Source organism: Hallella bergensis DSM 17361, from assembly GCF_000160535.1.
Lineage (GTDB): Bacteria > Bacteroidota > Bacteroidia > Bacteroidales > Bacteroidaceae > Prevotella > Prevotella bergensis.
In genome coordinates this window covers 288,032-311,501 of sequence record NZ_GG704781.1, presented here as the reverse complement: position 1 = coordinate 311,501, position 23,470 = coordinate 288,032, and the positions used below count along the sequence as shown (strand labels likewise).

Sequence of the window (23,470 nt, the reverse complement as noted above, 5' to 3'; positions counted from 1 at the left end):
GCAACGTGGCCGAGGAGTCTACATTCAACCAAGTGCCCTGCATCACGCTCAACAGCTATACCGAACACGAGGAGACCGTCAAAGTGGGTACCAATGTGCTGGTTGGCGAGGACGCAGATATGTTGGGTAAAATGGTAGGACAGATGATTGATGGTCAGTGGAAGAACTCCGGTCTGCCCGATCGATGGGACGGCCGGTCGGCCGAGCGCATAGTGCAGATATTATTGGAAAGTGCTGGGTAATGATTTAGGAAACGAGCCTTTGATGTTTCGAAAATGCAAAGCCGAGGAAAAATGAACGCATCATACATCTTGTTATATATATGGCACGGTTAATAAAAATTTAAATTATACGTAACATTAATTTACTCATGACTAAAAGACAAATAATGATGATAGCAATGACAGTATTGCTATCTGGTAGCGTTTACTCACAGAGTACTAAACGTTTAATAAAAGCATACAATGCGGAGCAGAGTATGTCGTTTGAGTATGCCCCAAATGGTAAGCTTGCAAAATTCAATTTCGTTTATGGCGCGTCGGAAACCCGTACAGACACCTACACTTATGCAACAGATAAGATTGTGCAGGAGCATGTAGAGGGTGGTTCAGGCATTGCTGATCATCATACCTCGACACTCACTAATGGCAAAATAATAAAAACGGTTGTCATGATGAACGAGAACGATCCTAATATTCCTGTATATGAAATTACCTACGACTACACATATAATGACGCAAACCAGTTGATCAAGGTTGTGTTGAAAAACGGAAATGACAACAAAAACGTCACTTCAAAGATAACGTGGGCAGATGGTGGTATCAGCAATATCAAACAGTATGAAGATGAAACTCTAATTGGAGAAATCAATTTTACATACGACCCTTCGATAACCAGTAAACATGTTATTATGCTGGTCAATCCTCTACAGAATATTCTGAGCTATGAAGGCATGCTACCGTATGGTCAGTTACTGGCAGACTACTATGGATCCCCTATTAAGCATGCGGTAAAAAGTATGCAATATGTACCTCATGTAGAGAAACACTTTGGCTGGAATTCAGAGGACAGTTTCACCATGACATATACCAAAAATGAAGAAGGCGATGTGGTGAAGATTGCTCAAACTGACACAGACGACACAGTCATGTCTTTGGAATGGACAGCAACTTCAAGCGGGATTTCTGCAGCACCCCACTGTCAGGCTATGCCGGAGGTGTATTTCAACGGTAACGGCATACGTCAGAGTCGGTTGCAAAAAGGTTTGAATATCATTAAGTCGACCGATGGCAGCGTGCGCAAGGTGCTGAAATAAGATGAGGGAAACAGCCCTTAACCAAGCTCCCTTTCCTAAGTACCTGATCACGACTACTATACAGTCGAAAATATGCAAAGTCTGCACCATTGCAGGATGAAAACACACAGAGTGCCCTTTGTCATCATAGTTTATTCTTAAAATGAAAAAAATGAAAAAAACAAAAACATTTTCCATAACAGGAATGAAGTGCGAACATTGTCGGACAAACGTGGATAATACATTGAGAAACTTGGACGGTGTATGCCATGTTGAAGTGAGTCTTGCCCACAACAATGTAACTGTGGAGTATGACGACAGCGTTGTAACTCCTGAACAAATGAAAGAAGCAGTAGCCAATGTTGGCCCTTATGAAATGACACTGTAATTTGAGAGGGGCATGAAACAAACTATTCCTGTTGTTGGTATGGCGTGTTCTGCATGCTCTGCCAACGTTGAACGCAAACTCAATTCGCTCGAAGGCATCTCGAGTGCATCCGTAAACTTGGCGGGACGAAGTGCTTTGATAGACTTCGACCCGAACAAAATCTCGCTCGAAACGATGAAGCGGGAAGTCAATAACATTGGTTATGACCTCGTGATAGAAAAAGACCGATCGGCGGAGGAAATCCAGAAACGAGAATATGCCCTGCTCAGGCGCAAGACAATCGTATCATGGATTATCGCTGTTTTGGTGATGTCTATCTCTATGCGGTGGCTTCCAGTAGGTGACAGGGACGCGGCCAACCAAATGAGTTTGGTGCTCTCCCTGTTCAATTTGCTATACTGCGGCAAGCTGTTTTACATCTCGGCATGGAAACAACTACTCCATGGCACAGCCAATATGGACACGCTTGTAGCCTTGTCTACAGGCATCAGCTTTCTTTTCAGTGCTTTCAACACTTTCTGGGGCGATGCCGTTTGGGGCAGTAGCGGTATGGAATGGCACACCTATTATGATGCCAGCGTGATGATTATCACGTTTGTTCTCACTGGTCGGTTGCTGGAAGAGAAAGCGAAAGACAGCACGGCAAGCAGCATTCGACAACTGATGGGGATGGCGCCGAAGACTGCACGGGCATGCGAGAGGGCTACACCTGCCCCAACTACCCCTTCTCAAGGAGTGGAAAATCAAAGCATCACGGATAACGAAGCTGTTCGCGAGGTTCCCATTTCCACCATCGAAAGAGGCGATATTCTGGAAGTTCGAGCGGGCGAAAAAATACCCGTCGACGGTGAAGTCACCTGGGCAAAATCCTTTATGACAGCGGATGCAGCCTACGTTGATGAAAGCATGATAACCGGTGAGCCTACCCCTATTGAGAAAAAAGTTGGTTCGAAAGTGTTGGCCGGAACCATTCCGAGCCAAGGAAAACTTCGAATGCGTGCCCGCGAGGTAGGCGAAGAAACGGCTCTGGCACACATCATCCGTATGGTGCAGGAGGCACAAAGCTCCAAAGCACCGGTGCAACGCATTGTGGACAAGGCGGCATTGGTATTTGTTCCCGTTGTAATTGGCATTGCCATTATTACTTTTCTGACTTGGTATCTCATTGGTGGCGTATCCTCTCTTCCACAGGCTACGCTGAGTGCTGTAGCCGTTTTGGTGGTGGCTTGTCCATGTGCCATGGGGTTGGCCACACCCACAGCGCTGATGGTGGGCATTGGCAAGGCTGCTGAAAAGAAAGCCTTGATCAGAGATGCCACAGCTTTGGAAAAGCTCCGTAAGACAGACGTGCTGGTGACAGACAAAACTGGAACGCTGACGATACCCAATCAGAATGTGGACTTCACCCAAGCCGACAACCTGTCTTTGGAAGACCGCGAGACCCTGAAGCCCCATGCTCGTGAGGCCATGCAGGCTTTGCAGCGTCAAGGAGTCGAGGTATATATGATGAGCGGAGACAAGGAAGAAGCGGCCCGCTATTGGGCGGAGAAGGCCGGAATCAACCATTTCCGAAGCAAGGTTTTGCCCGGAGATAAGGAAAAATTAGTTCGGCAACTCCAGTCAGAAGGCAAATGTGTAGCCATGGTTGGTGATGGAATTAACGATACCCAAGCCTTAGCCCGTGCCGATGTGAGCATCGCCATAGGAAAAGGCACAGACGTCGCGATGGATATCGCACAGATTACGCTCATGGGCGACGACCTCCAAGCCATTCCCGATGTGCTGCAACTGAGCAGGAAAACTGTCAGGATGATTTGGCAAAACCTATTTTGGGCCTTCATCTACAACTTGATAAGCATACCCTTGGCCGCCGGGGTGCCTTGGCTCTTTGGCATTCATTTCCAGATTACACCCATGTGGGCATCGGCTCTGATGGCCTTTTCAAGCGTGAGCGTAATACTCAACAGCCTGCGGTTGAAACTTGCAGCCTGAAACGGCGAGACTGCAACGGCTTCTCGAAGAAGCAATCGCAGTCTCGTCATTTCTTTTGTTTGGGTTCTCGGTACTAAAAAGGTTTGTTTGTCTCTTGGGTGAATAGCAATGCCGAATTGACCAATGCCAAGTGCGAGTAGGCTTGTGGAAAGTTTCCCAACAGTCGCTTGGTTTTAAAGTCTATGTCCTCGCTGAACAATCCCAAATGGTTGGAATATCCGAGCAGTTGGTTGAACAGTTCCTGTGCTTTCTCTTTTTTCCCGGTAACAAAGAGGGCACGTATCAACCAGAATGTGCAGAGGGTAAAGGCCGACTTGGGTGTTCCAAAATCGTCAGGCGCATTATATCTGTACATCAGCCCATGGTGAAACAATTCCTTTTTGACCATTCTCACCGTGCTCTTGTATTTCGGGTCTTGACCGTCAATAAATCCATACTCCTCCATCAGCAACAAGGATGAGTCCATGGCGGTGTTGTTATAGGTCTGTGTAAAACTTTTCAGCTCTTCATTCCATCCCTTTTTCATCACATCATTCTTCACGCGGTCGGCCTCCCCACGCCAATCCTTGGCAAACTGTTCTCTGTGCAACAGGGCTGCTATCCTCGCTCCCCGATCCAAGGCCACCCAACACATCACCTTGGATGATACAAAATGCTGAGCTTTCCCCCGTATCTCCCAGATACCCTTGTCTGCTTTCTTCCACTCCTTTTGCACCGTCGCCATAATGTTTTTCACCATGTCCCAAATGTCCTCGAGGTCTTCCTGCCGACTGGGCAGTAGGGTGAAGTACTGGTAAATCAGGTTCATGAGGTAACCGTAAGAATCGTTTTGCTTCTGATGATAGGCCGCGTTGCCCACTCTCACAGGTTTTGAATTTTCGTAGCCCGACAAGTGAGTCAACTCTTCTTCATGCAGTTTCTGCTCCCCACGTATGCCATACATGATCTGGAAAGAATCGTGATTGGCCACAAAGGTAGACCTCACAAACTGCATGAATCGCTTGGCCGAGCGGGTGTGACCGAGCTTGACGAGCGTTTCGATAGACATGGAGGCATCCCTGAGCCAACAGAAACGGTAGTCCCAGTTGCGTGTTTCGCCAATGGCCTCGGGCAGACTTGTGGTGAGCGCAGCCATCATGGCACCATTGTCAAACGACAAAAGCTTCAAGGTGAGCAGGCTTCGTTCGATAACATCATTGTAGACTTCATACTTTTTTGTCTGCTCAGACCAGTTAAGCCAAAACACCATGGTACGACAGTAGTCAGCCTTCTCTCGTTCCAATGTGACATCTGTGAGTTTTTCGTTTGATGAAAACAGAAAGAACTCATCTTTCTCCAATGTGAACACTTCTTGGCTCACAATACTTTCCAAAGGGATAGACGAATAGAGATACTGCCTGTCCCTTTCGTTCGATGTGGAATAGGATTCGATATGATTGAAAGATATGGCGAGCACACACTCCCCACGGGCATAGTCCGGCCGCGGCTCATAGACAACCGAAAAACGGGGAACACCCTTGATGTATCTGATATAGCGATACAGTTCACTGGGGTTATAGAGGTTGGAAGTACCGGGGTGATAATAGCAGGGCATAAAGTCGAATATCTTAAATTCAGCCTCGTCCGACACGTAGTGGGTGGTTAGGATGTTGGTGTGCGGAACATAGGACTGCCTGACATCGTAGTCTCCCACCAACTTAATCCCAAACTTCCCACCCCTTTCATCATCGAGCAGGGCTGCAAAACACGATGAGGAGTCAAAATGCGGCAGGCAAAACCATTCCACGAATCCATGCTCTGAAATCAGTGCAGCCGTGCTGCCGTTACCCACAATGCCGTAGTTTAAGTTTTTACTCATATCGTATTCGTTACGCTTTAGATAATTTGTTTAAAAATGGCAACACTTCTTCCTGTTTGCGAAGACAGTAGCGGGCATCATCACTGACAAGCCCCACCTTAATGGTTGTGGCATCAGCGGGCAGACTCCGAAACATACTCTCATCGGTCACGTCGTCTCCGATGGCCATCACAAAGTCATATTCATTCTCGGCACATAGGCGTTCAGCTTCCGTGCCCTTGGAGTAATCGTTGGGCTTCACCTCCACAACCTTGTTGCCATTCAGTATTTGCATGTTGATATTTGAGCATATTGGAAACAGAGCCTGCATCAGCTGCTTAGCCCTGAGCATACCCATCCAGGGATCGACCTCTCTATAATGCCATGCCAATGCCACCTCTTTGTGCTCCACCCAGGCACCCGGTGTTTTACGGGCAAAGGCATCCATGATGTCGGAGATGCTCTCATCCCACTCTATCTCCTCCACATGATTATGCCACCTACCCCTTTCCTTATAGCATGCACCGTGCTCTGCGGCCAGTATGACCGATGGAATTTGACCAAACCATTGTTCGAGGGTTTTACGATCACGGCCACTGTTAATCACCACACTATTTTTATCACTTCGACAGAAACGCTCGATGAGTTGTATTAGCTCCGGCGTTGGAGCAGCGTCCATCGGATCATCCTTAAAGCCAACTAATGTCCCATCATAGTCAAGCATAATTAGTCGGCGGTGAGCTTCCTTGTACTGGGTTACCAATTGCTCAACGATCGTATCCGTTAGATACTTGCTGTTAAGCTGGCGATTCCGTTCGACCACGGTCTTCCATTCGTTCATAAAATCGCCGGCCCATTTGTTTACAGTTTGCATGCTCACCTTGCGTTGCATGCGCTTCAGTCGGCGTTTCTGCTCTGCCTCGGACATAGAGAGCGCTTGGTATATAGCGGTTGCAATTTGATCGGGGTCGTTTGGATTGACAAGAATTGCCTCACTTAGTTCTGCCGCCGCTCCAGCCATCTCGCTCAGGATAAGCACCCCACCCGACTCTTGCTTGGCGGCAACATATTCCTTAGCCACAAGGTTCATGCCATCACGAAGTGGAGTCACAAGGGCAATATCAGCAAGCGAATACATCGCCACCAAATCCTCGAATGGAAAGCTATGATAATAATAGCACACGGGTGTCCACCCTACCTGTGCATACTTACCATTGATAATACTGATACGCTCGTCTATCTTCCGTTTCATCTCGGCATAGCGCTCAACCTTGTCTCTTGACGGTACAACAATCATGGCAAGACTCATCTTACCATGATATTCAGGGTGTTGCCTAAGGAAACTCTCGAACCCCACAAGACGATGGAAAATACCCTTGCTATAATCCAAACGGTCTACCGAGAGAATCACTCGCTTGTCCCTAAACTGCGACTTAATCTTCTCGATAGAGGCCTGAACGGTGGCACTCTCGTGTGCCTTGCTATACAACTCGTAGTTAATACCCATAGGCAGGGTTTCGACATGCACGGCACGGTTGCCCACCATCACCTCATTCAGCCTGAACTCCTTGTGCAACGTACGCTCCACGGCACTGATGAAATGACGCATGTAGTCGTGGGTGTGAAAAGCTACAAGGTCAGCTCCCAAGAGTCCCTCCAGCAGTTCTGAACGATCGGGTAGCACTCGGAAAAGCTCATACGAAGGGAACGGAATGTGGTGAAAATAGCCAATGCGGAGGTTTGGCCGTTTCTCGCGAAGCATTCCAGGCAGGAGCATGAGTTGATAGTCCTGTACCCACACCATGCTCTCCTCGTCGGCAATCTCCAACACCCTCTCACAAAATAGCGTATTCACTTCCTTATAGGCCTCCCAGAATTTTCTTTTCTGCTGCGAATAAGGAAAGAAATAATGACAGAGAGGCCACATTGTACTATTGCTGTAACCCTCGTAGTAATTGCTGTATTGAGTGCTCGACAGGAACACTGGATGATAGTTCATCCGCTCCAGCGACTCTTCTATCTCACGCTTGGCGGTTTTCTTCCTCGTGTTAACGCCCGGCCATCCTATCCAGTGTTGTTCATATTGTGAATCGAGCGAACCCAGCCCCGTGGCCAAACCGCCCTCGCTTCGTACAAACGTGAATTGTCCCTGACTTGTTTCCTGAGCCTTGACCGGCAAACGATTAGATACAATAATTAGTTTCATCGTAACTTCCTTCCTTTTGAATTTATTAGACAGCATACCAAGAATTTGCCCTGTATATGCGATAACAAATGATGGGACAATGTTGTATGCAGTAAGAACAAAAGCGTGTGGAACGTAACAAGTAACTTCCTGATATTAGAAATGACGATTGAACATTCCCCTTAAACGATGCACCTAAACTGGCTCAACTGGTGGTTCCATCATGTAAGGCATCATTTTATCAAGGTGAGAAAATGTGCCCCATCACAAAATTACAAAAAATAATCGAAAAGAAATCTTTTATCTACAACTTTTTGAAAATGACGGGGATTTCAGAAATCATCAGCAATATGCACATACGAACGTGCGCACGTTTGGTGATAACCGTAACCTAACGTGAGTTCGACGAATTATAAGTGTCTATAAATTTGGTGATTAGCGAAATTTGCTGTAACTTTAAAGTATTGATTTACAAACAATTACAAACAAAAATCGCTATGATCACCGAGGACAAAGTTACTGAAATATTTTGTATGGCAGATGATTTCTGCAAGTTTTTTGATGCAATGGTGGCAAAATATACGCTAAAGCCTACTGGAAAAAGAAAGTATCATCGAGATTCTACGATGTCAAAGGCAGAAGTCATGCTAATAATGATTCTTTTTCACGACTCTGGTTATCGCTGCTTTAAACATTTCTATCTTGAAAAAGTATGTAAGCATCTGCGTCATTTGTTTCCTAAAGTTGTGTCATACAACCGTATAGTAGAATTGCAAAGGGAGATTGTCATTCCACTCGCTTTGTTTATCAAGAAAGTCTTGTTAGGAAAATGCACGGGCATAAGTTTTGTTGACAGCACACCACTGCGTGTCTGCAAGAACCAAAGAATACATATTCATAAGGTTTTCAAAGGTATAGCCCAAAGAGGAAAATGCTCCATGGGTTGGTTCTTCGGTTTCAAATTACATTTGATTTGCAATGAGAAAGGAGAACTTCTCAATTTTATGATAACACCGGGAGATGTTGATGACCGTAAGCCTTTGGAATACAAAGCTTTTGTGGATTCCATATATGGCAAGCTGGTCGGCGACAAGGGGTACATCGGCAAGAATCTCTTCCAAAGGCTGTTTGTGGATGGAATACAACTTATTACCAAGCTGAAAAGCAACATGAAAGGAGCTTTGATGAGCGTTTCTGACAGACTCTTACTCAGAAAAAGAGCCATTATAGAAACTGTGAATGATGAGCTTAAGAATATTGCACAGGTGGAGCACTCCAGGCATAGATGCTTTGACAATTTTATCGTCAATTTATTAGGCGCTATTGCAGCCTATTGCCTGTTCCCCAAAAAGCCGTGTATCAATGTACAAAGGACTATTGACACACAGCCTGCCCTGTTCTGAATTCGTCGAACTCACGTTAACCTAAAATTCCGGACAGCACAACAACTGGCTGTCCGGAATTTTCTTTTTTGCAGTAGGCATTATCAATTGCCACCTACTTCATGTCTTCTATGTTGCCAACAAACTGACTCCTACTTCTGGCTTATCTTGTTGGACGTAGCGTATAGTCCGATACAATTGCCAATGAATCCTCCGCTTCTCGAAGTACTCAAATTAATGGCATCGACTCCCATGCACAGTGGCATCCACGCGCCGTTGCCCACAGCATAGTAGAAGTCGTAGTAGCGACCATTACCCTCAACCTTTAGTTTGAGTTCGCCGTCAGGAATGAAAGCAGAAGCGATAATCGTGCTTTGCTTCTCGGCACGGGTCAGCACCACAGCTTGTCTGCCCCGTAAAAGTGTCTTACCGAAAACAAAATTATGATCCTCGTTTTGCAATAAGGCCATGCCTGCAAGATGTTTTTCATTCTTCACCGTAAATGACACGGCTGTCTCAGCCACGAAATGTTCGTGCTGCTGACGGGTCCAAACGGCAGAAATCGCATCACGCTGATAGATGTTTGTACCCAAGGGTTGCAACAAGAGCTTGCCATTCGCAACGCGATAGAACTGCGACGGATTGCGGAGAAAAAACCATTTTTGTGAAAGCTCGGTACCCGGGAAGTTATCTGTATACGAGAAGTTGCCGGTCAGTTCATTCTTGGACGATGGCATCAATCCCTTCTTGTCGCCTACCGGAGGTATCGCAATGCCGGGCTTGAGAATAGTCGGCCATCCGTCTTTCCACGTTACGGGCAGCAGATAGGTGTCGCGCCCTGTGTTGTAAAAATCGTTTTCATAGGGACGACATCCCAAGAACACAGCCCACCAGTCGCCCTTTTTGTCCTGAATCATATCGGCATGACCGGTACTGGTGACAACATTGGGGCGGTTAGGGTCGAGTCCCGTGCGTTGTGTCAGGATGGGGTTATTAGGGGCTTCCTCCCACGGTCCTTTAGGATTCTTAGCCCGGAAAATCACCTCGCTGTGCCATGCACCTGTTCCACCTTCGGCACACATGAGGTAGTAATACTTGCCTATGCGATAGAGATGTGGCCCCTCAATCCAGATAGGGCGTTTCTCCACCTTTGTACCACCGCGTACAATCTCGATGGGTTCACCAATGGCTTTGTCGTTTTTGACATCAAATTCGATGAGACGGATGGCACGTTGACCCTCATAGTCGGCACCACCCATAACAGGAGCGTTGTGAACAATGTATCCCTTGCCATCTTTGTCGAAGAAGAAAGAGGGGTCGATGCCGTCGATAATGGGTAGGTAGATGGGGTCGCTCCAGCCTTTCTCCGGATCTTTACTCTTGACATAGAAGTTGCCTCTCCCCACATTTGTGGTAATCATATAGAAGGTTTTGTTCTTCTCGTTGTATTCTATAGCCGGTGCAAAGATACCACCCGACACACGCTGCTTCTCCAATGGCAGTTGCGAGGGACGGTTAAGCACATAGCCAATAGATTCCCAGTTGACCAAATCCTTGCTTTTGTGGATTGGCACGCCGGGATAAAAGCTGAAAGAAGAGTTGACGAGATAGAAAGTGTCACCTGCCCGACAAATGGATGGATCAGGATAAAAACCCGCCAATATAGGGTTATAGTACTGTGTCGTCGGATTGATTTTTTGTTGGAAGCGGGCATCGTCTCCCGTGTAGGAGAAATAACTGAACGATGCGTCCTGGGCCATAGCCGTGGTACACAGTGTGAACAGGGCTACGGTGCTGTATAAGAGTTGTTTCATGTATATATTCTATTTTGAGTTGCTCAACTATTTTTGGTGGTTACTCCAGAAAGCATTATTTGCTTTCCATACGAACAATTTTATCATTTTCATCATATTCCAACTCCATCACTTTCATACTCCTGAGCCATGTTTTTCCATCGGATGGTACACAGTCGTGGTGGAAGAGGTACCACTTGCCCTTGAACTCCACGATAGAATGGTGAGAGGTCCAGCCTACCACAGGGTCGAGGATGACACCTTGATAGGTAAACGGGCCGTATGGATTGTCGCCCACGGCATAGCAAATGAAATGCGTGTCGCCGGTGGAATAGGAGAAATAATAACGTCCTTTATACTTGTGCATCCACGAGGCCTCGAAGAAACGGTAAGGGTTGTCGGCCTTCAGAGGTTCACCGTCCTCGTCGACAATGAGTATTTCACGTGGAGCCTCATCAAACTGAAGCATATCGTCGGCCATGCGCGCCACGCGCGGAGAGAGTGCCGGCTCATCACCTTCAGGCAAGTGTTCCACGCCAAGCGCCTTGTTGCCCTTGTAGCGTTGCAGTTGACCGCCCCAAATACCACCAAAGTAAACATAGATTTTGCCGTCGTCGTCCTTAAACGCACAGGGGTCTATGCTGTATGAGCCACGGATGGGATCGGGCTGAGGGATAAACGGTCCTTCAGGCTTGTCGGCAATAGCCACTCCGAGATGGAAAGTTTGCGTTTTGTCCTTGGCACAATAGATCAGGTAGTATTTGCCATCTTTCTCCACGACATCATTGTCCCAGAGTTGGCGGTCGGCCCATGGAATATCCTCCAACCGAAGCATCATGCCGTGGTCAGTCACCTCGCCGTTTTCCACATCGTCGAGCGAGAAAACGTGGTAATCTTTCATTTGGAAGTGCCCACCGTCGTCATCGAAGGCCGCACCGCTATCCCAGTCGTGTGAGGGATAGATATAAAGTTTGCCGTTGAAAACATTGGCCGAGGGGTCAGCCATATAGTCTTGGGGATATAAATATCTTGGTTTCATGTTGGTTGGGTTAAATAAAAGTTTAGTTTTATAAATAGCGGCACCATCATTAAATAGAAATGGTGCACACCGATCAAGTTACGATTGGCACAAGTCCGACATGAACTTGCGCCATCATGCTATTGATGCGTTATCTGTTTTCTTCAAACATCTTGATAATCTTTTGCACTACCGGCTTTTCCTTGTAGTCTCGGTCGAAGAGCAATGGGTAGTTGGTGCGTCCGTGGATTGGCCAGTCGTTGAGCCATGACGTGGCATCAGTAACACCCCAAAGGGTAACGCGGAGAATATCTTTCTTGTTGCGTTCGATAATCTTGAAGAAGTTGAGGTATTGTTGTTCAAAAATTTTGTTGGCCTTCTTGGTCAGTCCCTTGGTGTAGGGGTTGTACTTGGTATCGTACTTAAAGTTTTGTCCTACTTCGGCACCATGGAAGTTTTCTGGCCGTGGCAACATGTTGATATCAAATTCTGTCATCTGAACTTTCACGCCTGCAGCAACAAAAGCCTTGATACTCTTCTCATATTCTTCGAGTGAGGGGTAGTCGTAACCGTGATGACTCTGCATGCCCACAGCATCAATGCGGCATCCTTTTTCCTTGAGTCGCTTGACTAAACGACAAACTGCATCGCGCTTGGCCGGATTAGACAACGAATAGTCGTTGTAGTATAGTTCTGCATCAGGGTCTGCTTCGTGTGCAAACTTGAATGCCAACTCAAAATAGTCCTCGCCGATAATCTTGTAATAAGGTGTCTTGCGATAGGTGCCATCGTCGTTAAAGGCTTCGTTCACCACGTCCCATCCCTTGATTCTGCCTTTGTACCGCGACACGACATCCGTGATGTGGTGATACATACGGTCAATCAGTACGGCACGTGTGACGGGTTTCCCTTGCTTATCAGTGAACATCCATTTGGGTGGTTGCGAGTGCCACACCAAGCAATGCCCGATGACTACTTGCCCGTTTTCTTCTCCCCATTGTACAGTTTTGTCTGCATTGGTCCAGTTGTAACGATGTTCTTCCGGATGTATTTCCTCGCCCTTCATGCTGTTTTCTGCGACAATGGAGTTAAAATTCTTTCTCACAATGTCGGCAGCCCTTTCGTCCCTGCCGTTCACAAGATCAACATTCACGGCAGCTCCCACGAGGAAGTCCTTGCCCAATGTTTCTTTCAATGTTGGTTTCTGTGCCTGCACGGTGGCAGTCCCCAATAAAAGGGCAGCACAGAAAAATACAAATTTCTTGTTCATGATTTACTGTTTTTAGTTATTGTGTCTTGCTTCTATTTCTTTGTTAATATCATCGATCACTTTGTCTGTCAGTTCATATTTCGAAATGATGAACATGCCGAGTAGCAGCAGAATGGCCGGAATGACGCACACCAACCACAGAATACCCTGCTTGGCGAAAGTCGACTGTGACACCGCGTTGGTCTCATTGAAACCTACAAACGAGAGTACCACGCCCGGGACAATGCCGCCCAAGGCCATACCCGCCTTATAGAAAATTCCTGTCAGCGCATTGACAATACCCGATATTCGCTTGCCCGTGGTGTATTCTCCATACGATATGACCTCCGGAACCAAGGCCCACATATACCCCGTCGTAACAATGACACCTGTCGATTTGATAAATTGCGCTACATAAACAAGCCAGATAACATGTTTCAGGGCAGGCACAATAGAGATTACATAGAGCATGATCATACCAATGATACCTATAGACAGGAAGAAGTAGAACATGCCTCGCTTGCCTATCTGCCGTTTAATAGCAGGCACCATGGGCATGAAAATGAATGCGGGAACCGATCCAAGCCCCATGTATATCGCCGTTTGTTCGGCAGTTCCCTCCACATTATATAATATGTAGTAAGACCCGGCAGAGTTGCCGATAGCCATCATGGCAAATGAAATAATGAAGAAGAAGGCGAGAATGCGCAGTGGTCTGTTGTGTACAAACTCTACCCAAAGATCAGAAACTTTGACATTTGCCGTCTCCTTCTCGTCCATCACAACTCGCTCCCTACATTGGGTGAAGCAAAAAACAAGCAGTGCCATTCCGATGAGGGCATAGATGCCCATCGTGATAAACCAGGCCGTGCCCGATTCGCGCGTATTCATCTTTCCATCCGGTGAGAGAGCGGCAACTATGATTGGAATGCCAAGCGACACGATAAGTCCTCCCGTATTGGCAAAGAACATGCGCACAGAGGTGAGGATGGTTATCTCGTCGGTATCCCGGGTGAGACTTGCGTTCAAGGCACCATATGGCACATTGACCAATGTGTAGCACATGGACATGCCCACATAGGTGATGTAGGCATAGAGCAATGAGCCCGAAAAACCATTCCAGAAACACAGAATGGCAAACCCCGTTAGTGGTATTCCACCCAAAATAAGATAGGCTCGGTATTTTCCCATCTTGGGATTGTGCTTGTCTACAAAAGCGCCCACGACAGGGTCCCACAGGGCGTCCACGATTCTCACAATACCAAACATCACTGCTACAGAAGCAGGATTGATGCCATATACATTGGTATAAAACAACAGCAAATACATACCCACTGTCTGATAAATCAGGTTTTGAGCTAAATCGCCGGATGCAAATCCGATTCTTTGAATCCAATTGAGCTTGTAAAAGCCCCTCACCCCACTGGTCTGTCCAGAATTATCCATATTGATTGATTAGTTTGTTTTCTGATTATGTTTATCTTCTTAGTATTTCAGCAGCATACTCGCCCATGGCTCTATAGCCTGCCGGATTAAGGTGCAGGCCGTCCTCTGAATATTCCTCACGCAATTTTTCCTTGTCAAGTGGGTCACGGGTAAGCTCGTCAAAGTCGATGATGCCGTCAAACTTACCACTCGTTCTGATCCACTGATTTACCGTGCGGCGCATGGCTTCATGAAAGTAGCTATACCATCCGTTGCCCTTGAACGGCGTGATGGTACCACCATATACCTTCATGCCCTTTTTCTTGGCTTTGGCAATGAGTTCCTCATAGGCCCTTATCATACCTTCGACCACCTTTTCATATTGGCCGTGGCTCGTGCCGATGTCATTCGTTCCCTGAAAGATGATCAGTCGGTCAACATTGCTTTGTCCAAGAATATCACGATCGAAGCGTTTCAGAGCGGGTTCACTCAACCCGCCTTTCACAACGCAGTTGCCACCAATACCAAGATTGAGCACACCTGTCGGACATTTGGCATTGAGCGCTTCAGACATCATATCCGGCCATCTGTTTTGCTTGTTGGTGGTACTTCCGCGACCATCGGTAATGGAATTCCCCAGCACAGCAACGGCTGTGGCGGTGCTAAGCACGTTGATTTTGCAGATGTTATACCAGTGTTCCAACTTCTCAAAGGCCTTGAACGTTGATTTGGGTTTCACTTCTCCACGTGCAATATAAGAGGTGGTACGCGAACCGCGATGTGAAGTGGCATGCTCAGGCACTCTGTCGCCGTAACACACGGTAATGGAAAGCAATTGCAATGGCTTGAGTGGATACTCCAACACATCAGAGTCTATCACTCCTCCGACTGGAATGACCGTTTTCCTTTTTTTATTAAAAGTAAAATATTTGCTGGTCTCGATGTTGATATTGCAGGAGTCTGATGCATCGGCAATATAAACAGATTTGACCTCTACAGGAGCTGAGCCAAACTCGTTGCTGAGTTGTAAGACAAGCTTGTTGCCGCCAAGGCTCACTTTTACAATTTGTCGCACTGAGGTGTTTGCCAGATTTGTTGTTCTCGGCATATCTCCTTTACCAGTGTATTCAGCTGCGGCAGCCCACGTTCCGGTCCAAACAGCGCCAGTCTTGTCGTTATATTGCGCCATAGCTTGCACACTTAGCATTGAACATATCAAGAGCGATAGTACTGTTCTCATTGTTAGGTTCTGTTGGGTTTAAGTATTGCAAAGATACTCAAAAATCCAAGTTCAAACAATAGAATACGTTACACATGTGTTTTAAAATATGCCATATCCCACATTTATGCGTGCTTTAGGCATAACTCCGCATTGTTCATGGCTGAGGGGTGGTATGTTCCGTTGTGTAAAAACAGATTACCGTTTCCAGGTGATTCTTTTCGGATCATCCAGAGAAAATAACGCCATGTTTTGGCGTTTTTATTCAGCTCGTGGCATGAACAAATTCTGACAGCTGTGCGATTGCTGCCTTTTCATCGTGCGGTTTGAACCCATTGGCCATGCAAAAGAGGCTTAGTTGCATCGCGACTAAAGCCTAACCACACTGCCAATAGCTATGCAACCGCAGGCGATAAAGCAAGCATCCCGTTTCAATTTTTCAGAAACAACTGATAATCAACATTTTGTAAATCGACATAAAATTCACGAATTTCGAGCCGAGGCAAAATATTTTTTAAATACGCGAAGCATTGAGAGATGTTTGTCAGGAAAAATACACTAATCAATAATTCTGTGTTTGTCCGGCTGTAACAATTTAGCACAACATGGAAGATGGCGCGCAACCCTGACAAGTTGAGTCTGGGAACGGTTTGCATACATCCTATGTCTCATTATATCAAGCCGTTGAAAGAATTAGATTAATGTCGGTGGCACAAATTTGAACGATTTAAGAATGTTTATAAACATGGCAATAGCACATTAAATCAGTCTTTTTTCGTATTTTTGCAAATACTGAAATGACAGGGCGTGGAAATGAAACACGTTGCGCCTGTCTACCCTTTTTAACCATCACTAAAAACTAAAACTATTAATATCCCGATGAAGAATTTATTGACGTTAATTCTGCTGACACTGACTTGCAGTTTATCTTATGCAGAAGACGGTTCCCGCTTATGGATGGGCACCCCCGTTTTGTCGAATCCTTGCACGGTTGTGATCAAGGCTCCGACCTCACCAACTGTTGATATTGCTCGCCAAGAATTAGAAAGCCACTGGTCACTGGGCTCCCGAGTGAGTCTGGTGTTGAACAAAAAACTGCGTTTGGGCGAGGGCTATAGAATTATTGCCAAACGTAAAGGAACTTCTTATGAAGCAGCAGTCCATGCTTCCCGACCCATTGGTTTGCTCTATGGTGCATACGATTTGCTGAGAATGCAGAACAGCGGAACCCTTGCCCTGCATGGCAGTCATGCAAACACTGCGGTTGACAAGGTTGAAAGACCTGTCTTCCCAACGCGCATGCTCAACCATTGGGACAATTTAGACGGAAGTATTGAGCGTGGATACGCCGGCAAAAGCATTTGGAAGTGGGAACAAATCAGCAACGGCACCATGACCGAAACATTGAGGAGCCGCATCCAACAATATGCTGCAGCCAATGCTTCCCTTGGTATTAATGCTTCTGTTCTGAATAATGTGAACGCCTCTCCCAAGATGCTCACGCGCGAATATCTTGATAAGGTGAAGCTCATCGCTGATATTTTACGACCCTATGGAATCACGACTTATCTCTCCATCAACTTTGCCACCCCCATGGCTCTTGGCGACACCAAGACTGCCGACCCGCTCGACAAGGATGTGGCCAAATGGTGGAAGAAGAAAGCCAAAGAGGTTTACAGTCTCATACCCGACTTCGGCGGATTCTTGGTTAAGGCCAATTCAGAGGGACAGCCGGGCCCCGGCGACTACCAGCGCACGCATGCTGAGGGTGCGAATATGCTGGCCGACGCTGTGAAGTCATACGGCGGAAAGATCATTTGGCGTTCGTTTGTCTATGGAGCCAACCATAAAAATGAAGACAGGGTTAAGCAGTCGTTGTCCGAATTCAAGCCCATGGACGGCAAATTCAGGCCTAATGTCATTTTGCAGTCTAAGAACGGACCGCTCGACTTCCAACCACGTGAGCCTTTTGCACCTATTTTTATGCACCTCAAGAAGACGCCTCAATATGGCGAGTTGCAGATAACACAGGAGTATCTCGGACAGAGCAAGCACCTGGTTTATCTTGCTCCGATGTGGAAAGAGTTTTTCTCCTTTGTACATCCGTCATTGATGCAAGGCATTGCGGCAGTTGCAAACATTGGCGATGATGCCAACTGGTGTGGGCATCCTTTCTCCCAGGCCAACTGGTATGCTTTTGGGCGGCTGGCCTGGAATCCTGAACTCTCGTCCGAGGAAATTGCAGACGAGTGGCTCAGACAAACCTTCAGCATGCCCGACGAGGCCATAGCAACGATGAAAAGCGTAATGATGGAGAGCCGTGAGGCTTGCGTCAACTACATGATGCCATTAGGCCTGCATCATATTTTCAAGTTCGACCATCACTATGGGCCGGAACCAGACGGTTTCAAGGCCGACTATCCTTTGGAGTGGTGCCCAGTCTACTATCATCGAGCAGACAGTATAGGCGTTGGCTTTGACCGCACTGTTGCCACAGGTTCTGGTGCCACCGCGCAATACCCAGAGCCCTATGCATCGGAATATGACAACATCGCAACGTGTCCCGAAGAATATTTGCTCTGGTTCCACCATGTGCCTTGGACTTATCGAATGAAGTCGGGGAAGACGCTTTGGCAGGAACTTTGCGACAAGTATAACGCTGGAGTGGCCACGGTTCGCAATCACAGATACATCTGGCATTACAAGATGAAACCTTATGTGGATGCAGAGCGATGGCAGCATGTAGACACCTTGCTCAATCATCAACTTGACAATGCCAGGGAATGGCGTAACGTTTGCTTAGACTATTTCCAGACTTTCTCAAAACTACCGGTAGAATAACACTTTTCTTGACCTAATGAAAAAACTATTATTATCCTGCCTTGCCATCGCAATGCTCTCCCTGCCTGTCTCTGCGCAGTATTATAGTCCGGTATTAGGTGGCGAGTTGAGCAATTCTGCAGCCACGTCTGTCGCCGATATTGACGAGGTGATGCCACGCATGAAAGCGATCGGACTCAACACGGTGCTTGTTCCTGCCTATTGGGAGTTGATTGAACCCGAGGAGGGTTCTTTCGACTTCACCACCGTTGACCGGGTGATTGACCGTGCGCGCGAAAACAGCCTGAAAGTAATCTTTCTATGGTTTGGTGCATGGAAAAACTCCATGAGCTGTTATGCCCCCTTGTGGTTCAAACGCGACACCAAGCGTTTTCCCCGTGCCATGACGCGCACCGGCAAACCGTTGGAGATAGCCAGCTGCTTTTCTGACAATGTGTTGCAGGCGGACTTGCGGGCTTTTACCAAATTCATGGAGCAGATTGCTGCGAAGAACAGAAATGACAAGGTTGTCACCATGATCCAGATTGAGAATGAAATAGGCATGCTCGAAGATGCCCGCGACCATTCTCCTCTGGCCGAAAAGGTCTATCGACAGCAGGTGCCCGCCAAACTCTTAAAAGCCTTGAAGATGAACAAGAAGGGGACTTGGAGTGAGGTTTTTGGCCATGATGTCTATGCCGATGAAAAGTTTATGGCCTATCATTATGCCTGCTACGTTGAACATTTGGCCAAGCAAGCACGCCAAATTTATGATGTGCCGCTCTATGTTAATGCGGCCATGAATAGTCGGGGGCGAAAGCCGGGCGAATATCCTTCTGCCGGACCATTGGCTCATCTCATTGACTTTTGGCGTTGTGGTGCACCAACGATTGATTTTATTGCGCCCGACATTTATGACGCGGGCTTCAAAGGTTGGGCAGCAAGGTATGCCTTGCCCGGCAACCCCCTCTTCATTCCCGAAACCCGTTGCAATTCGAATGCCGCATTAAGGGCACTTTATACCATAGGAGAGTACAGGGCGTTGGGCTTCAGTCCGTTTGCCATAGATCAGGCTCCTGACAACGTGACGGACCAAATCACCCAAAGTTATCGTCTGATCAATCAACTCACTCCCCTACTGAACCGGCATCCCTGCTCGTGGGGACTACTCTTCGATCAATCGGACAAGGAACGTATCATCGATGACGACGGGTTGTGCATGACGGCTCGCCACTTCTTCACGTTGCCTTGGGATTCGCGCGCAACAGATGGCACGACATGGCCCGAGGGAGGTGGCATGATTATTCGCTTGGCCAAACACGAGTATATTGTTGCCGGTAATGGATTGGTGGTGGAGTTTCAAACACGTAGCGAACGACAGCAACACGAAGCAAAAGTGCTGGGCGAAGATGGTTTTGCCGATGCCGGCAAGCAGACCCAACAGTCGTCTGCCGTGAACAAGCCCTTCACGGGCAAGCGCCTCGGCTTAGGCTATGTCGACCAGGTGAGTGTGAGTCAAGATGGAACGCTCCATTACATCCGTCGTGACAATGGCGACCAGAGTCACCAAGGCCGACATGCCCGAATCTCCGTAGGCGAGTATAAAATTCTTCATATCAAACTCTATGAATACTAATTTCAAAACGTAGAACATATTTATTTAACCTAATTCAATTCATTAAAACATGAGATTAACCAATGCCTATGAGTGTTAATAATGTTATCATGTATGATCACAATTAATCTACATTTATTATGAACCTAAAAACATGTAAAAGTAATTTTATTTTGTCGTTGGGTGTCTGTCTCGGCTTCGGCTACAGCCCCAATCTCTATGCCGCAGCCGGAACTCCTGCTGCGCAGGCTATCCAGCAAACAAAGAGAGTGACCGGACAGGTATCTGACTCGTATGGAACCTTGATCGGAGCATCAGTGATAGAGAAAGGTACCACCAACGGAGTTGTGACAGACGCCGATGGCAATTTCACAATCAACGTCAGGGACAATGCCGTGTTGGTAATTTCTTACGTGGGCTACGTCTCGCAAGAAGTGTCTACAGTGGGGAAAACGAGCCTCAACATCAGCCTTGAGGAAGAACGTAGTAGTTTGAACGAAGTGGTGGTTATTGGCTATGGCACCCAACGCAAAGAAGCTGTAACGGGATCGGTGTCGAACGTGTCAGGCTCATTGGTACGCGAGGTGCCCGGAGCCGACGTCACCAATGCATTGCAAGGCCGTGTGGCCGGTGTGCAAATGATGCAGACATCTTCCAAACCGGGAGCATCCATGCAAATCCGTGTGCGTGGTACGCGCTCGCTTACGGCCAGCAATGACCCGCTGATCGTACTCGATGGTATTCCCTTCGCTGGTAGCATCAATGACATTGCACCCAGCAATATCAAGTCTATGGACATACTCAAGGACGCTTCGGCCACTGCCATCTACGGTAGTCGTGGTGCTAACGGTGTGATTATTATTACCACATACAAGGGTTACCAGGAACAGAAACCAACGGTCACCTATAATGGTTACCTGGGTGCTAAGACCTTGTTTCATCGCTACCCAATGATGAACGCGGAACAGTTTACCAAACTTCGTGCTTATGCCAACAAATTCCAGTATGGTACAGATGAAGTGGCCTGGGGTGAGGAAGGCGCTGTCGATACGGATTGGCAAGACATGCTCTTCAAAACAGGTATAACTTCCAGCCAGGATGTGGGCGTTTCAGGTGGGACAGCCAAGGGAAGTTATAATTTTGGTGTCTCCTATTTCCGCGATGAAGCCGTTATCCCTGAACAGAATTTTAATCGCTATGCCATTCACGCAGCCATAGACCAGGAAATTGGAAAATATGTCAAGGTCGGTTTCAGTTCCAACAGCAACTACAGCATAACCAATGGAGGAAGTTTAGGGCTTTACAACACGTTGAGTGCAACGCCCGTAACCAACCCCTACAATGCGGACGGCACACTGAAAACACGTGTCAGTATGGCTAGCGACACGCAGTGGGTGTATGCCAAAGAAAGCGTGGAGGGACTTGGAGACAGCTTCAAAGACCAGACCAAGAGCTATGGTACATATAACAATCTTTACGGCGAAGTGAAGATACCAGGAGTGGAGGGCTTGAAGTATCGGCTGAATCTTGGCTTGAACTACAGGCATAGCGATTATGGCAATTATGTGGGTGTGGGCGTGTTTTCCGACACAGAAAATGCGAAGTCGCATGCCACGGCACAAGCTCAAAACACCACCAACTGGGCTATTGAGAATGTGGTGAGCTATGATAAGAGTTGGGGCAAGCACACCATCAATGCCGTAGGACTTTATTCGGCAGAGCAGACCATCTTCCGACAGACACACATATATGGACTTGACATACCTGCCGATGCATTCCAGTTCTATAATATTGGCCAAGCAGGCACTGTAACTGTAGACCCGGCCAACCAGAAATATTATAAAAGTGGGCTGTCGTCGCTCATGGGTCGTATCATGTACAATTACGACAACAAATATATGTTCAGCGTGGCTGTCCGTGCAGATGGTTCCTCACGTTTGGCCAAGGGACACCAATGGCACACCTATCCGGCAGTGTCGGCGGGCTGGAACATGGCCCGTGAGGACTTTCTCAAAGATGTGACATGGCTTGACAACCTGAAGATCCGCGTGGGCTATGGAGAAACCTCCAACCAGGCAGTCAACCCCTACTCCACATTGGGAGCACTCACCACACGCCCATACAACTTTGGCAACAGCTATGTGGTTGGTGCCTATGTATCTGCCCTGCCGAATGCTGAGCTGGGATGGGAGTTCTCCAAGACTTGGAACTTTGGTATAGATGCCACTCTTTTCGGAGGTCGCCTGAGTGCAACGGCTGAATATTACATTCAGAACACAGAAGATCTTCTCATGAATGTCACCCTGCCCGCTACAGGTGGTGTGAGCAGTTACATGGCCAATATAGGTAAAACACGCAATAAAGGCTTCGAGCTTTCATTGAATGGAACTATCATTGAAAACAAAAACGGATGGACATGGGAAGCCGGCGTAAACTTCTACACCAACAAGAATAAGTTAATCGAGCTGGCATCCGGTGGTGATACCGATGAAAGTAACTGGTGGTTCAAGGGCAAGCCTATCAACGTGCTGTATGACTATGAGAAAATAGGTATATGGCAGACTGACGAGGAAGATATCCGTAAGGTGGCCGAACCCGGTGGTAATGCCGGTATGATAAAGATTAAATACAATGGCGAGTATGATGCCGACGGTAAACCTACACGCGCTTATGGCGAGGCCGATAGGCAGATCATCGAAGTGGATCCCAAGTGGGAAGGAGGCTTCAATACACGTGTAGCCTATAAGAACATAGATCTCAGCATCGTGGCATCATTCCGTCATGGGGGCACGTTGATTAGTACAATCTATGGCTCACAAGGATATCTGAATATGCTCTCCGGACGTCGAAACAATATTGACGTAAACTACTGGACAGAGGACAATCCCACCAACGATTTCCCAAAGCCAGGTGGTGTGGAGAGCAGCAACAACCCTAAATATGGCAACTCGCTTGCATATTTCAGCGGTTCATACCTGAAGATACGTACCATCACACTTGGATACAACTTCAATCAACCTTGGCTGAAGAAGTGTGGCATCAGCAAAGCTCGTGTTTATGCAACGGTTCAAAATCCGTTTGTCCTCTTCTCTCCCTACACGAATGAGTCGGGAATGGATCCAGAGACCAACTCATATGGAAACGAAAACCAAGCTGTGAATTCCTTCTTCAAGTCTCGTCTGCTCGTTGTGGGTTTCAACACCCCTTCAACACGCAACTGGCTTCTTGGCCTTAACATCACTTTCTAAACAAC

General features: G+C 47.2%; 15 protein-coding genes. 8 read left to right on the top strand and 7 right to left on the bottom strand.

Going from position 1 to position 23,470, the window contains the following annotated elements; translation table 11 throughout:
• From HMPREF0645_RS13645 to HMPREF0645_RS05195, 4 genes are all read left to right on the top strand, one after another.
• A partial coding sequence (locus tag HMPREF0645_RS13645; protein ID WP_007173856.1) for a UDP-N-acetylglucosamine 2-epimerase occupies positions 1 to 242 on the top strand: 242 nt, incomplete at its 5' end.
• Positions 243 to 370: 128 nt separating this feature from the next.
• The gene (locus HMPREF0645_RS05205) at positions 371 to 1,315 is read left to right on the top strand and encodes a DUF4595 domain-containing protein (protein WP_007173855.1); all 945 of its coding nucleotides are present in this window, start codon (positions 371 to 373) and stop codon (positions 1,313 to 1,315) included.
• A gap of 151 nt (positions 1,316 to 1,466) precedes the next feature.
• Entirely contained in the window at positions 1,467 to 1,682 is a 216-nt protein-coding gene (locus HMPREF0645_RS05200) for a heavy-metal-associated domain-containing protein (protein ID WP_044123416.1), read from the top strand.
• Between the two features lie 12 nt (positions 1,683 to 1,694).
• Positions 1,695 to 3,674: a heavy metal translocating P-type ATPase gene (locus HMPREF0645_RS05195; RefSeq protein ID WP_007173853.1), complete on the top strand. Its 1,980-nt coding sequence runs from the start codon at positions 1,695 to 1,697 to the stop codon at positions 3,672 to 3,674.
• Between the two features lie 73 nt (positions 3,675 to 3,747).
• On the opposite strand, the gene HMPREF0645_RS05190 is transcribed toward HMPREF0645_RS05195, so the two are convergent.
• A complete protein-coding gene (locus tag HMPREF0645_RS05190) occupies positions 3,748 to 5,532 on the bottom strand; it encodes a glycoside hydrolase family 15 protein (protein WP_007173852.1) in 1,785 nt (594 codons plus the stop codon).
• Between the two features lie 10 nt (positions 5,533 to 5,542).
• The gene (locus HMPREF0645_RS05185) at positions 5,543 to 7,717 is read right to left on the bottom strand and encodes a bifunctional alpha,alpha-trehalose-phosphate synthase (UDP-forming)/trehalose-phosphatase (protein ID WP_044123415.1); all 2,175 of its coding nucleotides are present in this window, start codon (positions 7,715 to 7,717) and stop codon (positions 5,543 to 5,545) included.
• A 476-nt stretch (positions 7,718 to 8,193) separates the two neighbouring features.
• Here HMPREF0645_RS05185 and HMPREF0645_RS05180 point away from each other — a divergent pair, with 476 nt between their 5' ends.
• Positions 8,194 to 9,099 (top strand): IS982 family transposase, encoded by a 906-nt coding sequence (locus HMPREF0645_RS05180; RefSeq protein ID WP_083793816.1) that lies wholly within the window; start codon positions 8,194 to 8,196, stop codon positions 9,097 to 9,099.
• A gap of 131 nt (positions 9,100 to 9,230) precedes the next feature.
• Here HMPREF0645_RS05180 and HMPREF0645_RS05175 read toward each other — a convergent pair whose 3' ends face one another.
• The 5 genes from HMPREF0645_RS05175 to HMPREF0645_RS05155 all read right to left on the bottom strand — a co-directional run bounded on the left by HMPREF0645_RS05175 (position 9,231) and on the right by HMPREF0645_RS05155 (position 15,770).
• The gene (locus tag HMPREF0645_RS05175; RefSeq protein ID WP_007173848.1) at positions 9,231 to 10,892 is read right to left on the bottom strand and encodes a glycoside hydrolase family 43 protein; all 1,662 of its coding nucleotides are present in this window, start codon (positions 10,890 to 10,892) and stop codon (positions 9,231 to 9,233) included.
• A gap of 55 nt (positions 10,893 to 10,947) precedes the next feature.
• A complete protein-coding gene (locus tag HMPREF0645_RS05170; protein WP_007173847.1) occupies positions 10,948 to 11,910 on the bottom strand; it encodes a glycoside hydrolase family 43 protein in 963 nt (320 codons plus the stop codon).
• Between the two features lie 130 nt (positions 11,911 to 12,040).
• Entirely contained in the window at positions 12,041 to 13,159 is a 1,119-nt protein-coding gene (locus HMPREF0645_RS05165) for an endo-1,4-beta-xylanase (protein WP_007173846.1), read from the bottom strand.
• 12 nt (positions 13,160 to 13,171) lie between these two features.
• Positions 13,172 to 14,584, bottom strand: coding sequence for an MFS transporter (locus HMPREF0645_RS05160; protein WP_007173845.1), 1,413 nt, complete (start codon positions 14,582 to 14,584; stop codon positions 13,172 to 13,174).
• 31 nt (positions 14,585 to 14,615) lie between these two features.
• Positions 14,616 to 15,770, bottom strand: coding sequence for an SGNH/GDSL hydrolase family protein (locus HMPREF0645_RS05155; RefSeq protein ID WP_007173844.1), 1,155 nt, complete (start codon positions 15,768 to 15,770; stop codon positions 14,616 to 14,618).
• Between the two features lie 891 nt (positions 15,771 to 16,661).
• Between HMPREF0645_RS05155 and HMPREF0645_RS05150 the strand changes: the two genes are divergently transcribed.
• From HMPREF0645_RS05150 to HMPREF0645_RS05140, 3 genes are all read left to right on the top strand, one after another.
• Positions 16,662 to 18,623, top strand: coding sequence for an alpha-glucuronidase (locus HMPREF0645_RS05150; protein ID WP_044123314.1), 1,962 nt, complete (start codon positions 16,662 to 16,664; stop codon positions 18,621 to 18,623).
• Between the two features lie 52 nt (positions 18,624 to 18,675).
• The gene (locus HMPREF0645_RS05145; protein WP_419185646.1) at positions 18,676 to 20,238 is read left to right on the top strand and encodes a GH35 family beta-galactosidase; all 1,563 of its coding nucleotides are present in this window, start codon (positions 18,676 to 18,678) and stop codon (positions 20,236 to 20,238) included.
• Positions 20,239 to 20,357: 119 nt separating this feature from the next.
• The gene (locus HMPREF0645_RS05140) at positions 20,358 to 23,465 is read left to right on the top strand and encodes a SusC/RagA family TonB-linked outer membrane protein (protein ID WP_007173840.1); all 3,108 of its coding nucleotides are present in this window, start codon (positions 20,358 to 20,360) and stop codon (positions 23,463 to 23,465) included.
• Positions 23,466 to 23,470: the final 5 nt, after the last annotated feature.

What these genes read in the sequence shown, in the direction of transcription:
- HMPREF0645_RS05180 (WP_083793816.1), top strand. Translation starts at nt 8,194, where the DNA reads ATGATCACCGAGGACAAAGTTACTGAAATATTTTGTATGGCAGATGAT.
- HMPREF0645_RS05170 (WP_007173847.1), bottom strand. Translation starts at nt 11,910, where the DNA reads ATGAAACCAAGATATTTATATCCCCAAGACTATATGGCTGACCCCTCG.
- HMPREF0645_RS05200 (WP_044123416.1), top strand. Translation starts at nt 1,467, where the DNA reads ATGAAAAAAACAAAAACATTTTCCATAACAGGAATGAAGTGCGAACAT.
- HMPREF0645_RS05150 (WP_044123314.1), top strand. Translation starts at nt 16,662, where the DNA reads ATGAAGAATTTATTGACGTTAATTCTGCTGACACTGACTTGCAGTTTA.
- HMPREF0645_RS05145 (WP_419185646.1), top strand. Translation starts at nt 18,676, where the DNA reads ATGCTCTCCCTGCCTGTCTCTGCGCAGTATTATAGTCCGGTATTAGGT.
- HMPREF0645_RS05175 (WP_007173848.1), bottom strand. Translation starts at nt 10,892, where the DNA reads ATGAAACAACTCTTATACAGCACCGTAGCCCTGTTCACACTGTGTACC.
- HMPREF0645_RS05185 (WP_044123415.1), bottom strand. Translation starts at nt 7,717, where the DNA reads ATGAAACTAATTATTGTATCTAATCGTTTGCCGGTCAAGGCTCAGGAA.
- HMPREF0645_RS05195 (WP_007173853.1), top strand. Translation starts at nt 1,695, where the DNA reads ATGAAACAAACTATTCCTGTTGTTGGTATGGCGTGTTCTGCATGCTCT.
- HMPREF0645_RS05160 (WP_007173845.1), bottom strand. Translation starts at nt 14,584, where the DNA reads ATGGATAATTCTGGACAGACCAGTGGGGTGAGGGGCTTTTACAAGCTC.
- HMPREF0645_RS05205 (WP_007173855.1), top strand. Translation starts at nt 371, where the DNA reads ATGACTAAAAGACAAATAATGATGATAGCAATGACAGTATTGCTATCT.
- HMPREF0645_RS05140 (WP_007173840.1), top strand. Translation starts at nt 20,358, where the DNA reads ATGAACCTAAAAACATGTAAAAGTAATTTTATTTTGTCGTTGGGTGTC.
- HMPREF0645_RS05190 (WP_007173852.1), bottom strand. Translation starts at nt 5,532, where the DNA reads ATGAGTAAAAACTTAAACTACGGCATTGTGGGTAACGGCAGCACGGCT.
- HMPREF0645_RS05165 (WP_007173846.1), bottom strand. Translation starts at nt 13,159, where the DNA reads ATGAACAAGAAATTTGTATTTTTCTGTGCTGCCCTTTTATTGGGGACT.
- HMPREF0645_RS05155 (WP_007173844.1), bottom strand. Translation starts at nt 15,770, where the DNA reads ATGCTAAGTGTGCAAGCTATGGCGCAATATAACGACAAGACTGGCGCT.